Consider the following 14,720-nt stretch of genomic DNA (forward strand, 5'->3'; position numbering starts at 1 on the left):
CCGTAATATAAGTCTATTTTGATAACAAAAATAGCTTTTGTAACTTTTGTAACTGATTTTGTAATTAATGAAACCAGACATAAACCAAACGAAAACCAAACATAAACCAAATATAAACCAAACATAAACCAAACATAAACCAAACATAAACCAAACATAAACCAAACATAAACCAAATATAAACCAAACGTAGAACAAACACAGGCCAATACCAGGTTTTATATAAAATCTTATATCCCCCCACATGGCAACTATATTCACAATTTATTGTAGATGATAAAAAACAGTTGCTAAAAAATCTCTTGTTTAATAAATAAAATTTGTAAGACTGTAGTACTAAAAAAGAGAGTCTCATTTTTCAATGAGACTCTCTTTTTTATATATTTAAACAGAATTTTCAGCTCTATCATTCAAAATAAATACTCGAGTGAAAACCACCATAATTACTACAATAACTAAAAAATATAGGGGCATGACTACTAAGGAACCTGTATGCAGCTGGCTCATTCCCCAAATTGTCAGCGTGACTATTATATAGTACCCTAAGCTAAATAATGCGCCTGCTGTACCAATGACATTTTGAAAATCTACTAATGCTAGACTGAGACAGTTAGGTAACGCTATCCCAATTCCTAATAGTAATATAAACATCGCTACTAAAAATCCAATCATATATAGTATATTCGGATTTGATCGGATGGACGTAATAACAGATAACACGATAGCTCCCCCCGTCATTACAATACAACCTATATATATGATTTTCTCCGGTTTATACATAGGCAGTAACCGTTTTGAAACTTTCGCTCCAATAATAGAAGCAGACGCAACTACAATTCCTAGAAATCCGTACATACTAGGTGATAACTGAAAGTATTCAATAAAGATAAACGGCGCTTCTGCATAATAGCTAAATAAAACACCATTTGCTCCCCCAATTAATAACCCATATGTTACTACTTTCGGATTTGTAATTAATCTTTTCGCTACTAAGAAAACATTTATTTTATCCGTTACTGTGTCCGTTTTTGTTTCTGGAAGAGAAACAAATGTATATAGAAAGATCCCAACACTCATAACAACTAAACTCAAAAATACTATTTTAAATCCAAACATTTGATCAAGAAAGCCCCCGATTAGCGGGCCTATCGCTGGTGTAAAAGCAATGACTGCCGAAATTTGAGCAAACATGACGTGACGCTTATGCCCATCTACACTTTCACGAAGAATCGTTTGTGTAACAACTGATCCCGCACTTGCCCCAAACGCTTGAATAAAACGACTTAGTAATAAAAATTCAATGGAACTTGCAATAAAGCATAAGAAACTCCCTACACCATATACTACAATTCCAAGTAACATCGCCCGACGACGACCAATTATATCTGATAACCATCCAAGAAAAAATACACCTAAAGCAAATCCAGCAAAATAAACACTAAGCGTTAACTGTACCTCATTATTACTTACGTGCAACGCCTTTGAAATATCCGGTAAAGACGGTGTGTAAATTGTTTCACTAATTTGTGGAAATGCCACAAGAATAATCATTAACCAAAGTGATGGTACTGAGACTTTTTTCATTTTTCATACCCTCCTATAACTTTGAAAATCTCAGAAATAAAAAGACTTTCCTTAGCTATGGAACAGGAGGGGCCATTATAGAAATTCGATCATAAAACAACAAAGAAAACACCTCAATTACGCATGTTAATACTTATAGGAGGGTAATATTAACATTGATTTTACAATATAGTCTTTCAATTATATGATAGGTTGTATTTGTTTTCTAGTGTTCATGATCTGAATATTTGTTAGTACACGAATGTCCTTTCAATTCTCTCGGAAAATTAATACGATTTAAAAAGCGCAACTAAACAACTGAAACGCCCCTTCAATTGTTAAAATCAGTCTCACAATTGAAGGGGCGTTTTTTTATTGCTAAATTTTCACTGATTGTTCTTTTTGATAGATAATTTCACCATCAATAATTGTTGTTTCTACTTTTAAATCTTTAATTTGGTTTGGATTGACACTTAAAATGCTGTCATTTAATATAACTAAATCCGCCAACTTTCCGGTCTCTATGCTTCCTTTTATCTCTTCTTCAAAACTCGCATAAGCACCATTCCATGTGTATAGTTTAATAGCTTCCATTACGCTTATAGATTGATTAGCACCAACCTCTATTCCAGACTTGGTTTTTCTATTGACAGCAACATGAATTCCTAATAAAGGATTATAGTCAGTAACTGGTGCATCCGATCCACCTGCTGCAATGATGCCACGATCAATAAAATCACGAGCAGCGTACATGTGATTCACACGATCACCATAGTGCTCTACATATATCTCTCCGAATTCATATGGAAATGGAGGATTTGGAATAGGAATCATCTCGAGTTTTTTCATTCTCTCTTGTAAATCTGGTGAAGAAATTCCCGCGTGCTCGATTCGATGACGGTGATTTTTTCTTGGTGATTCCTCTAGCGCCCTTTCTACACAATTTAAATACATTTCAATAGCTTTATCACCTTGTGCATGTACAGTGATTTGATAACCTTTTTTATGCGCTTCACCTAAAACCCGGTAAATTTCTTCCTCACTATAATAAAGAATGCCATAATTGGTAGGGTCACTCGAGTAAGACTTACGGGTTGCAATTGTAGGCCCGGTGCTACTTCCATCTGTAAATAATTTAGCTGGTCCGACTTTGAATCTCTCATCTCCGGTACCAGTTACCACACCAGCTTCGACCATTTTATTAACAAATTCATGGGAGTTATTTATTTGACATATCATTGCATATATTCGGACACGAATATCCTTGCTCTTCACAGCTTGTTGTAGTAAACGATAACTCTCAGGTCCATCTCCACCTGCGTCATGTATACTTGTTATGCCCGCTGCAACGAAATGATCTGATGCAATTTTCACAGCCTTCATCATTTCACTTTCTGTATAACTTGCAACCTCGCTCATCCTCATATTTGCTGCTTCAATTAACTTTCCTGTAAGCCTTCCTGCCTGATTCTTTTCAATAACCCCCCCACTCGTGTTCGGTGTGTTCTCGTTAATTTGCGCAATTTCTAATGCTTTGCTGTTCACCACACTTATGTGGTGGCAAGTACGGGTTACAATAATAGGGTGTTCAACTGAAATTTCATCCAGCTCAGTAATTGTTGGATAACGCTTTTCCTTCATAGCGGTTTCATTAAAGCCCCAAGCACGTATCCATTCACCTTTTGGCGTTTCTGAAGCCTTCTTTTTCAAATCATCTAACAAAGCCTCGATAGAATCAATATGTTCAGCTTTGCAACTGACAGCCAATTGATTTAATCCATGAGAAATGAGGTGAATATGGGAATCAATGAATCCAGGAAGAAGCGTTTTTCCTTGCAGGTCAATTACATCCGTTTTTTCTCCTATAAAACTCTTAACCTCCTGATTTGAGCCAACAACTACGATACGATTATCTTTTATTGCTACAGCTTCGACTACTGTATTCTTTCGGTCTACTGTAATAACTTCTCCATTTATCAATACAACATCAGCTTTCATAAACTCAACCCTTTCGGAATTACTCTTTTCGAGTAATTCATTCAGTATTTAAAGTTATATCTTTCAATAAGCTCTTCCGCTTTTTAACAAGATTTATCAATAATTAATTAAAGTTGAGTTAAACATTCTTTCATTGTTTTAACGATAAAAGTAAAGTCTTCCTCTGTGATGCTTAATGGAGGCGCAAGCTGCAAAATATTATTGTAACCTGCAACCGTGTCACCATTTTTACCAATAATTAGACCTTTTTCTTTACAAGCATTGATGACTTTGTTCATCTTTTCAATAGAAGCTGGTTCTTTTGTTTGCTTATCTTCCACTAGTTCAATACCTAAAAGAAGGCCTTTTCCGCGAATATCTCCTACATTTGGATGCTCTTTTACATCCTCAAGTTCATATAACAGTCGTTCACCCAATTCTTTGGAACGTTCAATGAGTTTCTCATTCTCCATAATTTCTAAATTCTTCAAAGCTAAAGCACAAGCAGCAGGATTTCCTCCGAACGTATTTACATGGCGGAAGCGATCATAATCTTCACTACCTACGAATGCCTCATAAACCTCTCGTCTAACTGCTGTTGCTGACAAAGGAAGATACGCACTTGTAATACCTTTTGCCATTGTAATGATATCTGGTTTGACGCCATAATTCATAAATCCAAATGGCTTCCCTGTCCGTCCAAATCCACATATAACTTCATCACAAATGAGCAACGCACCGTGCTTCTCGCAAATTTCTTTTACTTTTTCCATATATCCATCAGGAGGCATTAAAATTCCGCCCCCGGTAATAATTGGCTCCATAATCACACCGGCTACTGTTTGGCTTAACTCCCATGTCATGACACGATCGATTTCATCAGCACTTGCCAGTGTATGAACATCATCTGGATTGCGATACGTATCAGGCGGTGCTACATGCAAGAATCCTTGCCCGAGTGGTTCATATTTATACTTTCGCTGTGCTTGACCTGTTGCTGCAAGAGCCCCCATTGTGTTACCGTGGTAAGCACGATAGCGTGAAATAAACTTATAGCGTCCATGATCACCTTTTTGTTGATGATATTGACGAGCAATTTTAAACGCTGTTTCATTTGCTTCCGATCCACTGTTAGAAAAGAAAATGACGTATTCGTCACCAAGCCATTCATTCAATTTTTCTGCTAATTTAATAGCAGGAACATGACTTTGTGTCAGAGGGAAATACGGCATTTCTTCAAGCTGTTCAAAAGCCGCTCTTGCAAGCTCTTTTCGGCCATACCCAACATTCACGCACCAAAGACCGGACATACCGTCTAAATAACGGTTTCCATCAATATCCGTCACCCATGCCCCTTCTGCTTTTGTGATAATTAAATTCGTTGGACTAGGGGCTGCTCCTCTCATTGCGTGCCAAAGGTACTTTTCATCTGTTTTTTTCAAACTTTGTGTTTGCTCTGTCGCTTGCACAATCACCAACTCCATTCTATTTTTTTATGATTTCATATCATTCTTTCAATAACGAGCCGTAAGCATTTTCTTGCGAGTATAGAATTCTACGCCGTCTTTTCCATTTGCATGAAGATCACCATAGAAGGATTTCTTATAACCTGAGAATGGGAAGAATGCCATTGGAGCGGGAACTCCAAGATTAACCCCAAGCATACCTGCATCAATTTCTTCACGGAATTCACGAATAGCTTTCGCACTATCGGTGTATAGGCATGCACCATTTGCGAACGGTGATGCATTAGCAACATGAATCGCTTCCGCCAAGTCTTTTACACGTACAACAGAAAGAACCGGTGCGAAGATTTCATCTTGCCAAATTTTCATTTCCTGTGTCACATTGTCAAAAATTGTTGGGCCAACAAAATAACCGTTACCGTTTGCTGCATCATCTTCACGTCCGTCACGAATAAGTGTCGCTCCCTGCTCTACACCGGATTGAATGTATCCGAGTGTCCGCTCTTTATGTCCTTCACGAATAACAGGACCAAGGAAAACACCTTCTTCCAGGCCATTACCAATCGTAATTGCATTAGCCTCTTGAAGCAGTCTATTAACGAGCTCATCTGCAACGTCTTCTTCCACGACAACAACAGCCGCAGCCATGCATCGTTCACCAGCTGAACCGAAAGCAGCATTTATAATTTCTTTCACTGTAGAACTAAGGTCCGCATCTTTTAAGACGATCGAATGATTTTTTGCCCCTGCAAGAGCTTGTACACGTTTGCCGTTAGCTGCTGCTGTTTTATATATATACTCAGCCACAGGTTGGGAACCAACGAAAGATACAGCCTTCACATCCTCATTGTCAAGAATGCCGTTAACGACGTCATGTGCACCATGCACAATATTTAGTACTCCATCTGGAAGACCTGCTTCTTTAAACAGTTCAGCTATGCGATTAACCAATAGCGGTGTTCTTTCAGATGGTTTTAATACAAACGTATTTCCGCATGCAATTGCGAGTGGAAACATCCAGCATGGCACCATCATTGGAAAGTTAAATGGCGTTATTCCTGCGATTACTCCGATCGGGTAACGATACATCCCTGATTCAACACCAGTAGCAATATCGGGAAGTTGTTCTCCCATCATTAAAGTGGGTGCGCCTGCGGCAAATTCAACACATTCAATCCCCCGCTGTACTTCACCGTATGCTTCTTGATAACTTTTTCCGTTTTCCAAGGTTACGAGTTTAGCTAACTCTTCCCAGTTTTCAATCAATAGCTGTTGATAGCGAAATAGAATCCGAGCACGCCGAGGAACAGCGATCTTTCTCCATGTTTTGAATGCTTCTTTAGCAGTTGCTACAGCTCTATCTACATCTTCTTTAGTCGAAAGAGGCACACGAGCAATAATCTCTCCTGTTGCTGGATTTGGTACATCTTCAACATGTTTACTTGTAGATTCTATCCATTGTCCGCCAATATAATTTTTCAACGTTTGTACATTTTTCATTACTACCATGGTGAAGCCTCCTATTTTAAAATAACCGTCCTATGTATTTATTACACTCACAAAAGAAAGCGCATTCATTTGACGGTATGTAAACTTATTTGCATACATTTCTTCAACATTACTAATCTTAATCTTATCCATTGAATACACAGGAGCAGTCATCTGCTTAGCATTTGTCCACTCCCCAGTTCACATTATTTTAGATTAATCTCATGGTTCATCTTATAATTCTTTTTCAGAAATACTGGGCAATCCCATTCACAAACAAGATCCTTAGCTAAGGAAACGACCCAGTCCTTTGTAATATGATACTTTTCCCCATCAACAGTAATAAACACTTCACCATCTGTCACATAGAAAACTTCCTGCTCTTCTACATGCCACGTTCCTTTATTCGGTTCGCCTACCCATGGTTCCCATGCGTTGGCACCTAGTTGCTCTGCTTCTTCTGCTGTAAGTTTTTTCACAAAAAACATGACAATCCTCTCTCTTTCGTATTGGTAATTTTGAAGGAATAAGTCTATAAATCTACTGCCTTAACATTTGTATTTTTTAAACGTTTAAACTCTTTTTTCATAAAGTATATGGCAATGAGAACACCTGGAATTTCTGCAGCAGGAGCAGCGTACCATACACCTTCTACACCCCAGAATTTCGGGAAAATAAATAGAAACGGTAACATGAACAACAATATTTTGCTTACACTAATAAACGTTGCGGACCAGTTTCTCTCTTGTGATTCGAAATAACCAGAGATAAGCAAGCTGACTGCACTAAGCGTAAACAAACAATTGAATATAACTGTCGTCCAAATGCCCAGTTTCTGTAATTCAGGATTACCACCGGAAAAAAATGCCACAATTGGATCTGCAAAAATGATTAATATGGCTGTCACAATTACAAAGAAGGAAACTGTAAAAATGAGTCCCATCTTAATTGCTTGTTTCACACGATCAAGGTTGCCCGCACCGTAATTATAACTAATAATCGGTTGAAGTCCTGTCATCCCACCGAGCGCTGCTAAGGCGAGGAGATTTGTAATGTAACCGTTTTGAATCGTGAAAGCTGCAACGTGCAAACCACCACCGTAGCTTTGCAGTAAGTTGTTGGTGAAAATAATTGCAATAAACATCATGAACTGACTCGAGAAAGATGCAAAGCCCGTCCAAACTACTTCACCAATCTTCTTGAGATTAATCATCATATCTTTCATTTTCGGCTTAAGTTTTGTTTTACCAAACCAGAAATAAAAGATTAGGAGAACAGGAATCGATTGCGAAATCGTATTAGCCCATGAAGAACCCATCATCCCCATGTCATACTTCACTACCATAATCCATTCTGCAGTCCCAGCAACCACCGCTGCGACTAACCAACTGTTCATTGATAATATAGGCTTTTCATCGATATTAGCTAAAATACTTAATACAACGGCCAATATCGTTAATGGCAACGAAATCCATAGCAGTCGGCTATATTGCACTGCGTATGGAAGCGCTTCATCACTTGCTCCGAATAAAATCATAATATCATTTTCAAAGATCAATCCAAGTATGGCTAACAAAGTGGAAAGGAAAAGAGTAAACCATAAAGTTTGTCCCATAATACCTCTAGCTTCCTCTAGCTTGCCTTTTCCAAGTCGAAGTGAAATGACCGCTCCGGCTCCTACACCTAAAAGAACACCAATCATACGGGTAATAACCATGACCGTAAATCCAATTCCGATCCCTTCGACTTCCAGCTCCTGAAAGCCACTGACGAAATAGCCATCAACAACCGATACAACTCCTAAAATTACGTTAGCCATAATTCCCGCCAAAGCAAACCGTAAATATAGTAACGGAATACTTTTGGTTCCTAGCACTGAATCATCCACCGGCTTGTTCATTACTTCTGGTTGCTCTATTTTTGATGACGGACCGTTGTCCACTATTTTCATGAGCATATCCCCTTATAAATAATTTATATAGCACGTTTTGCTCAATTAATTCGCATACCAACCTACAGGATTGGCATGCTGGTGGATATTGATTTGCTTCGTTTCCATAAAATGCTCTAGCCCAACAGTACCTAACGCTCTGCCGATTCCACTTTGCTTATATCCGCCCCAAGGGCCTTCAACATAAGCGAGATGATAACTATTAATCCAAGTAATTCCCGCACGCAGTTTACTAATAACTCGTTTTGCTCGGTCCATATCTTCAGTAAATACAGCACCGGCTAATCCATAAATGGAATCATTCGCTTTTCGGATGGCATCTTCCTCATCTTTAAATTTCTGTACAACAAGGACTGGACCAAAAATCTCTTCCTTAACAATACACATATTCGCATTTACATCAGCAAAGATTGTTGGTGCAATGAAAAATCCTCGATCAAGCCCATTTTCTGTTAAGCGCTTACCACCACAAACTAACTTTGCACCTTCTTCGATCCCTCTCTGAATATAATGTAAAACTTCATTCATATGAGACTCGTTTGTGAGGGCTCCCATTTCGATGTTCTCGCTTTCTCCGTTGCCAACTACAATTTTGCTCGCACGCTCGGCCAATCTTGCAACAAACTTATCGTAAATGGTCTCTTGTACAAGCAAACGGGATGCAGCTGAACAAACTTGCCCAGCATTGTGGAAAATACCAAACATCGCATTATCGACTGCGGTTTCAAAATCCACATCGTCGAACACAATAAGTGGAGATTTACCACCTAGTTCAAGTGTGATTTTTTTCATATTGCCCGCAGCTGCGCGCATAATACTTTGACCTGTTTTTGTTCCACCGGTAAAGGCAACTTTGTCAACATCATGGCTCTCTGCAAGCTCATTCCCAACCTTTGAGCCAGGTCCCAATACCAAGTTTGCCACTCCGTCCGGAAGTCCAACCTCTTCGATAATTTCAAATAATTTGAATACGCTTACAGGAGTGACGTCAGCAGGCTTAATTACAATTGTATTCCCTGCGGCAAGTGCAGGAGCAATTTGCCAAACAGCTAACATAAGCGGAAAGTTCCAAGGTACAATAAGTCCACAAACACCAATCGGTTCATGAATAATAATTGTTTCCGAAGAATCAGCACGAGTGTAGGATTCCTCTTTCATACCCCTGATCAAGTCAGCATAATAGCGGAAACATTGAATCGATACCGGAATATCTACATGGGTTGTTGCACGGATAACCTTACCGTTATTTGCAGTTTCCAAACGGGCAATTTCAGCTGTCTTCTCTTCAAGACGGTCTGCAATCTTATATAGATAGTCAGCTCTTTCATCAGCCGATAAATCCGACCAGATTCCGCTGTCAAACGCTTTACGAGCCGCCTTAATTGCTATCTTCGCATCATCTGCTGATCCATGAGCAGACGTTGCGATAACCTCTCCCGTTGCAGGATTGATAATGTTTCGTCTAGCACCCGATAATGCTTCTACCCATTTCCCGTCAATGAACATGTTAATTTCCATAAAGACCTCTCCTTTACGCGATAATATCTACCAGTTTGAAACCAATATGTGCTATATTGACCAACATCGCTTTCTGATTATAGAATGGGAATGATTTGAGGCGTTCCTTTTCAAATCGGTATCCACCTGCACTCCCCGTAACAATCCATTGTGCCAATAACTTACCAAACAATGTCGAGAGAGACGCGCCATGGCCCGTATAACCCGTTGCGAAATATGCGCCTTCTTTGGATCTACCGATAACCGGGAACGTATCAATTGTAACCCCGATAAATCCACCCCACCTGTAATCAATCTTGCTTCCTTCTAGTTTTGGCATCATTTTAACCATGGCATCGTAAACATTTTGATAAACAGCATCACCTAAGTTTGGACGAATATCGCCACCGCCAAATATGATCCGATTATCTGGTGTGCGCCTGAAATAGTAAAGGAAACTGCTTGTATCAAAAACCATGCGATCTTTAGGAATGACGGCATTCACCAGTGATTCTGGAAGCTGTTCAGTAGCAATAATACGTGCCGAAATTGGCAGTACGCCTTTATTCAGTTCAGTCATGATTTTTCCAGAGTAACCATCTGTAGCCACAATAATGTCTTTCGCAGTAACAGCACCTTTTTCTGTTACAACTTTCACACTATTTCGGCCGTACTCAATAGATAGTGCTTTCGAATGCTCAAAGATTTTTGCGCCGATCGATTTAGCTGCTTCTCCCAAACCAATTGCATAGTTCAGTGGTTGGAATGAGTAACTCGAATTGTCGACTAAACAGCCATGATAATGCGGGGAATCAATCTCTTGATGCAACTGACTTCGATTAAGCACGCTTGATTCGTATCCGAAATTTTTGTTTAAGTATTCACTTTCATGTTTCAACCCTTCAAAATGCTTGGCTTTGTAAGCCGCCACAATGTGACCTGTCTTTCTAAAGTTACAGTTGATTTGATGCTCGTCGATAATGTTTTTAACTAATTCAACACTAAGCAGCGAAAGATCGTTAAGCTGTCTCGCCTCTTCGGCACCATACTTCTTGGCAAGCTCCTGCATCGTTGACTTATATCCCGGCAATACCATCCCGCCGTTGCGACCGCTTGCGCCATATCCGATTGTTTCCTGCTCAAGGACAATGACACTCTTCCCTAACTTTTGCAAATGATATGCAGAAGAAAGACCTGTGAAACCTGCGCCAATAATGACAACATCCGCCTCTTCATTTCCTTCAAGAGGTTTTCCTTTGTCATAGCTGTTTGCAGTCGCTGTCCATAGTGAGAGAGTATCCATATGATCCATCTTATCCATAGCTAATCCTTCTCCTTTCGTGACATGTATGTTACAATACAGTCAAAAATATTCAAAATATTCACATTTATTGAATTAATAATATGACTTGGAGTTTCCTCCACGTCAATAGCCATTTGAGAGTTTTTTGAAGTCATTTTGCGAAAAAAATGGAGTAACTCCACTTTTTTCATTGGGGGGACATCTATGAAAATTGGTACATTTGCGAAGCTTTTTCATGTTACGACTGATACCGTTCGTTATTACATTGAACTAGGATTATTAATACCAGACAAAAAAAACACCCAGTATCAAATGAACCAATTGTGTTTCGACGACATGACTTTTATTAGTGAGCTGAAAAAATTTCATTTTTCATTGATAGAAATCCAACGAATTTTATCATATCGGCGTGTCACAAATTTCTCAGACCATGAGGATATCGACTACTACAACAACTTGCTCATTGATAAAAAGGACGAGCTAACCAAGAAAAAAGAAGACATATCAAAAGCTATCCAATTGATTGAAAAAGCAGCTCAAACTAGCTCGCCTTCATCCAAAGAAGAGAATATTACAGGAATCCCGCTTGATTTTGTAAATTTGCTCTATTGTCCGAAGTGCCGTATTCCACTTGAAATGGAAGATGTAACGATTAAAAAAGTTTACATTCACACGGGGCGTTTAACTTGTAGCTGTGGATACGAGGCTGCTATCGAGGAAGGTATTATCATTACCGCGAATTTGTACGAGACGTCTCCTTATCCATCTTATTTTTACGATAAAGAAACGATTAAAGAGATCAATCCCAAAATGATTAACTTATTTGAAAAAATTAATTTTCAGTTTCAAAAAGTTCTACAAAATATAGATTTGAAAAACAAATTAATTGTGGAAACAAACGTTGACGCTTTCGTATCACTACCCAAATATATCGATGTTCTTGAAACAAGCGCGTCCTATGTATTCAGTGGCTATTCACTTGCGATGCTCAAGAAGGTTAGAAACAGAATTGAGCGTATGAATCCGAAGCCACGCGTCCTTTATATTTTGAATTCCGATTTAAATCTGCCATTAAAACCGCTTAGCATCGATGTTTTTGTGGATAGTTTTTCAGTAACTGATTTTTCACTGCTCAATCCGCAGTTCCCAATTCACGTTCTAAAAAATTATTTACATAACAGTTCAACAATTGTCGGCGGATACTCATATTATGATAGTTCGGCCAAATCCTTGAAAAACATTTCAGCCTTATATCCAAATTCTCACGAACATATTTTACATCCAAAATACTTAGAAGAAAATTTATCAGGCCACGAATTTCAAATCACGCAAAGTGAAAATATCGGTTACTGTACAGATCCAGGACCTTATTTCGATTATCATGTAAGAGACGAAAAATTCCACATGCTCATGTATTTGGCTAGTACGAAACAATAGCACAAAAAAGCGCCATCACAAGTGACGGCGCTTTTTATATGTAAGAGATACTAGAAGATATCCTTCTAGCCTACTCCCATTTATAAGTCCAAAATTGTTCAAGTTGCAGCCATTTTAATGTTGCTGCATCTTTGTTTTTTATTTTTGCATGTGTTTCTTCAAGCATTGCTTCTGTTTGTGAACGATGCGCGCCTAGTGCAGCTAATTTATGTTCAAATACTTCACTAATATTATTTACAACATCCGGCTCACCGAGTACTGCTTCGCGATTTCTCGTAATCGCAACTGCATGAATGACTGGACGCTCTTCTTTTGGCATACGTGATACAGCGCGAACTACAGCACGGCCAAATGCATCATGATCTGGATGTACGCCGTGTTCTGGATAAAATGTAATAATTCGAGATGGATTTACTTCTTGAATTATCGCTTCGATTTTATCTGCAACAAAATCAACATCTTCAAATTCTAACGTTTTATCATGGAAACCGAGCATTCTTAAATCTTGAATCCCCATCGCTTCACATGCATCTTTTAATTCTTTTTCACGGATATTTGGAATCGTTTCACGGTTAGCGAATACATTTTTCCCCATGTTACGTCCCATTTGTCCAAGAGTACCGCATGCATACGTTACAGGTACTCCTTGATCTGTTAATAAGCGAATTGTTCCTCCCGCAGCAAATGCTTCATCATCTGGATGCGGAAATACAACAAGTACATGTCTCTCCATAAGTTTCCCTCCTTCTTACTTAAATGGTGTTAAGCTTAACTCAAGCGCTACCGCTAAGCGGCCTTGATTATCATGACCTGCTAGTAATAAACGCTCTTTATCGTCTACTTCCCAGTGCGTAATGCCTTCTGCATATACCCAGCCATGATCCATTTTCAAACCAACTCGGTATGGGTTGGTTCCAGTTATTTTCCCGCGTTCAAAACGGATAATTGCATTTCGAATGAATGCTCCAACTGTCATCAACTTTTCATTAAAGTGTGACGCATACGCTCCGTTTGTTGTTTCTAAATGAATATATACATCTTTATTTACAAAACGTTCAATTTCATTTTGAATAAGAGAACTATCTTTTACTATTTCCATCGGAATTCACCTCTTTAAACCATTTTACGCAAAAATAATGTAAATTGCTATCTCTATATTAGAGGACAACGCTCACTTTTCCTAATAATTTGCACTGTGTTTTTTATATTTTTTATATGATATGTAAAAATCACATTTTTTCCTTCACTTTGTTAAATAGTTTTCTTTCTTTTTTGAATTTGCTACAATATAAATTACGCAGAGGGATGCATTTTTACAATTGAATACATACTTTAAAGAAGGTGACATGCTTGGAACATTCAGCACATGAAGTAGCAAATTGGCAATATTATTTTGCAATTGCCGTATTTTTAGTCACGTACGGTTTTATTATTTCTGAGAAATTGAATCGTGCTGTAATCGCATTATTCGGTGCTGCTATTATGATTATTTTTGGAATTGTAGATTTACATACTGCTTTCACATCACATATTCAATGGGAAACGATCACCCTTTTAATTGGGATGATGATTCTCGTACATATTACGAGTCAATCGGGCGTATTTGAATTTGTAGCTATTAAAGCAGCAAAAGCAGCTGGCGGAAAACCAATCCGCATTTTATTATTACTATCCCTATTAACCGCTGTCGGTTCTGCATTTTTGGACAACGTAACAACCGTATTATTAATCGTACCTGTTACACTATCCATTACACGTATTTTAAAAATAAATCCTGTTCCTTATTTAATTTCAGAAGTACTATTTTCAAATATAGGCGGAACAGCAACACTAATCGGTGATCCGCCTAACATTATGATTGGATCGGCTAATAAGCATTTAGACTTTAATGCCTTTTTACTTAACTTAGCTCCAATTGTACTTATCATCGCTATCGTTACATTAGGCATTATTTACTTCATGTATCGTAACAAACTAAAAACAACAACTGAGCAAATTAAAATACTAATGGCATTAAACGAAAAAGATTATATTAAAG

The 14,720-nt window shown here is 38.3% G+C and carries 12 protein-coding genes; 2 read left to right on the forward strand and 10 right to left on the reverse strand.

Annotation, left to right across the window (positions count from 1 at the left end; translation table 11 throughout):
• Positions 1 to 384: 384 nt before the first annotated feature.
• The 8 genes from AB3X48_RS09860 to AB3X48_RS09895 all read right to left on the reverse strand — a co-directional run bounded on the left by AB3X48_RS09860 (position 385) and on the right by AB3X48_RS09895 (position 11,263).
• Positions 385 to 1,584 carry a multidrug effflux MFS transporter gene (locus tag AB3X48_RS09860; protein WP_016105565.1) on the reverse strand — a complete coding sequence of 400 codons (1,200 nt, stop codon included), beginning with the start codon at positions 1,582 to 1,584 and terminating at the stop codon, positions 385 to 387.
• A 357-nt stretch (positions 1,585 to 1,941) separates the two neighbouring features.
• Positions 1,942 to 3,561: an amidohydrolase gene (locus tag AB3X48_RS09865; protein ID WP_016105566.1), complete on the reverse strand. Its 1,620-nt coding sequence runs from the start codon at positions 3,559 to 3,561 to the stop codon at positions 1,942 to 1,944.
• Between the two features lie 107 nt (positions 3,562 to 3,668).
• On the reverse strand, positions 3,669 to 5,024 hold the full coding sequence (locus tag AB3X48_RS09870) for an aspartate aminotransferase family protein (RefSeq protein ID WP_165762444.1): 1,356 nt from the start codon (positions 5,022 to 5,024) through the stop codon (positions 3,669 to 3,671).
• Positions 5,025 to 5,054: 30 nt separating this feature from the next.
• Positions 5,055 to 6,515, reverse strand: a complete 1,461-nt coding sequence (locus AB3X48_RS09875) for a CoA-acylating methylmalonate-semialdehyde dehydrogenase (protein WP_367959388.1) — start codon at positions 6,513 to 6,515, stop codon at positions 5,055 to 5,057.
• Between the two features lie 185 nt (positions 6,516 to 6,700).
• The gene (locus tag AB3X48_RS09880; protein WP_016105569.1) at positions 6,701 to 6,982 is read right to left on the reverse strand and encodes a cupin domain-containing protein; all 282 of its coding nucleotides are present in this window, start codon (positions 6,980 to 6,982) and stop codon (positions 6,701 to 6,703) included.
• Positions 6,983 to 7,026: 44 nt separating this feature from the next.
• On the reverse strand, positions 7,027 to 8,445 hold the full coding sequence (locus tag AB3X48_RS09885; protein ID WP_016105570.1) for an MATE family efflux transporter: 1,419 nt from the start codon (positions 8,443 to 8,445) through the stop codon (positions 7,027 to 7,029).
• Positions 8,446 to 8,490: 45 nt separating this feature from the next.
• Complete coding sequence (locus AB3X48_RS09890; RefSeq protein WP_016105571.1) at positions 8,491 to 9,963, reverse strand: aldehyde dehydrogenase family protein; 1,473 nt, start codon at positions 9,961 to 9,963, stop codon at positions 8,491 to 8,493.
• 13 nt (positions 9,964 to 9,976) lie between these two features.
• Positions 9,977 to 11,263 carry an NAD(P)/FAD-dependent oxidoreductase gene (locus tag AB3X48_RS09895; RefSeq protein ID WP_016105572.1) on the reverse strand — a complete coding sequence of 429 codons (1,287 nt, stop codon included), beginning with the start codon at positions 11,261 to 11,263 and terminating at the stop codon, positions 9,977 to 9,979.
• Between the two features lie 186 nt (positions 11,264 to 11,449).
• On the opposite strand from AB3X48_RS09895, the gene AB3X48_RS09900 reads away from it, so the two are divergent.
• Positions 11,450 to 12,682, forward strand: coding sequence for a MerR family transcriptional regulator (locus AB3X48_RS09900; protein WP_016105573.1), 1,233 nt, complete (start codon positions 11,450 to 11,452; stop codon positions 12,680 to 12,682).
• Between the two features lie 70 nt (positions 12,683 to 12,752).
• On the opposite strand, the gene bshB2 is transcribed toward AB3X48_RS09900, so the two are convergent.
• Together bshB2 and AB3X48_RS09910 are read right to left on the reverse strand one after the other, a co-directional pair.
• Positions 12,753 to 13,415 (reverse strand): bacillithiol biosynthesis deacetylase BshB2, encoded by a 663-nt coding sequence (gene bshB2, locus AB3X48_RS09905; RefSeq protein WP_000439466.1) that lies wholly within the window; start codon positions 13,413 to 13,415, stop codon positions 12,753 to 12,755.
• Between the two features lie 15 nt (positions 13,416 to 13,430).
• Positions 13,431 to 13,781 carry a YojF family protein gene (locus AB3X48_RS09910; protein ID WP_000407037.1) on the reverse strand — a complete coding sequence of 117 codons (351 nt, stop codon included), beginning with the start codon at positions 13,779 to 13,781 and terminating at the stop codon, positions 13,431 to 13,433.
• A gap of 251 nt (positions 13,782 to 14,032) precedes the next feature.
• Between AB3X48_RS09910 and AB3X48_RS09915 the strand changes: the two genes are divergently transcribed.
• Positions 14,033 to 14,720 (forward strand): SLC13 family permease (locus tag AB3X48_RS09915; protein ID WP_367959392.1); only part of this gene is annotated, 688 nt, incomplete at its 3' end.

The sequence above is a fragment of the Bacillus sp. S4 genome (assembly GCF_040838205.1).
In the GTDB taxonomy this organism is placed as follows: domain Bacteria; phylum Bacillota; class Bacilli; order Bacillales; family Bacillaceae_G; genus Bacillus_A; species Bacillus_A cereus_U.

Excerpts from the sequence above, each read along its gene's own strand:
- AB3X48_RS09860 (WP_016105565.1), bottom strand. The coding sequence starts at position 1,584 with ATGAAAAAAGTCTCAGTACCATCACTTTGGTTAATGATTATTCTTGTG.
- AB3X48_RS09865 (WP_016105566.1), bottom strand. The coding sequence starts at position 3,561 with ATGAAAGCTGATGTTGTATTGATAAATGGAGAAGTTATTACAGTAGAC.
- AB3X48_RS09870 (WP_165762444.1), bottom strand. The coding sequence starts at position 5,024 with ATGGAGTTGGTGATTGTGCAAGCGACAGAGCAAACACAAAGTTTGAAA.
- AB3X48_RS09875 (WP_367959388.1), bottom strand. The coding sequence starts at position 6,515 with ATGGTAGTAATGAAAAATGTACAAACGTTGAAAAATTATATTGGCGGA.
- AB3X48_RS09880 (WP_016105569.1), bottom strand. The coding sequence starts at position 6,982 with ATGTTTTTTGTGAAAAAACTTACAGCAGAAGAAGCAGAGCAACTAGGT.
- AB3X48_RS09885 (WP_016105570.1), bottom strand. The coding sequence starts at position 8,445 with ATGAAAATAGTGGACAACGGTCCGTCATCAAAAATAGAGCAACCAGAA.
- AB3X48_RS09890 (WP_016105571.1), bottom strand. The coding sequence starts at position 9,963 with ATGGAAATTAACATGTTCATTGACGGGAAATGGGTAGAAGCATTATCG.
- AB3X48_RS09895 (WP_016105572.1), bottom strand. The coding sequence starts at position 11,263 with ATGGATAAGATGGATCATATGGATACTCTCTCACTATGGACAGCGACT.
- AB3X48_RS09900 (WP_016105573.1), top strand. The coding sequence starts at position 11,450 with ATGAAAATTGGTACATTTGCGAAGCTTTTTCATGTTACGACTGATACC.
- bshB2 (WP_000439466.1), bottom strand. The coding sequence starts at position 13,415 with ATGGAGAGACATGTACTTGTTGTATTTCCGCATCCAGATGATGAAGCA.
- AB3X48_RS09910 (WP_000407037.1), bottom strand. The coding sequence starts at position 13,781 with ATGGAAATAGTAAAAGATAGTTCTCTTATTCAAAATGAAATTGAACGT.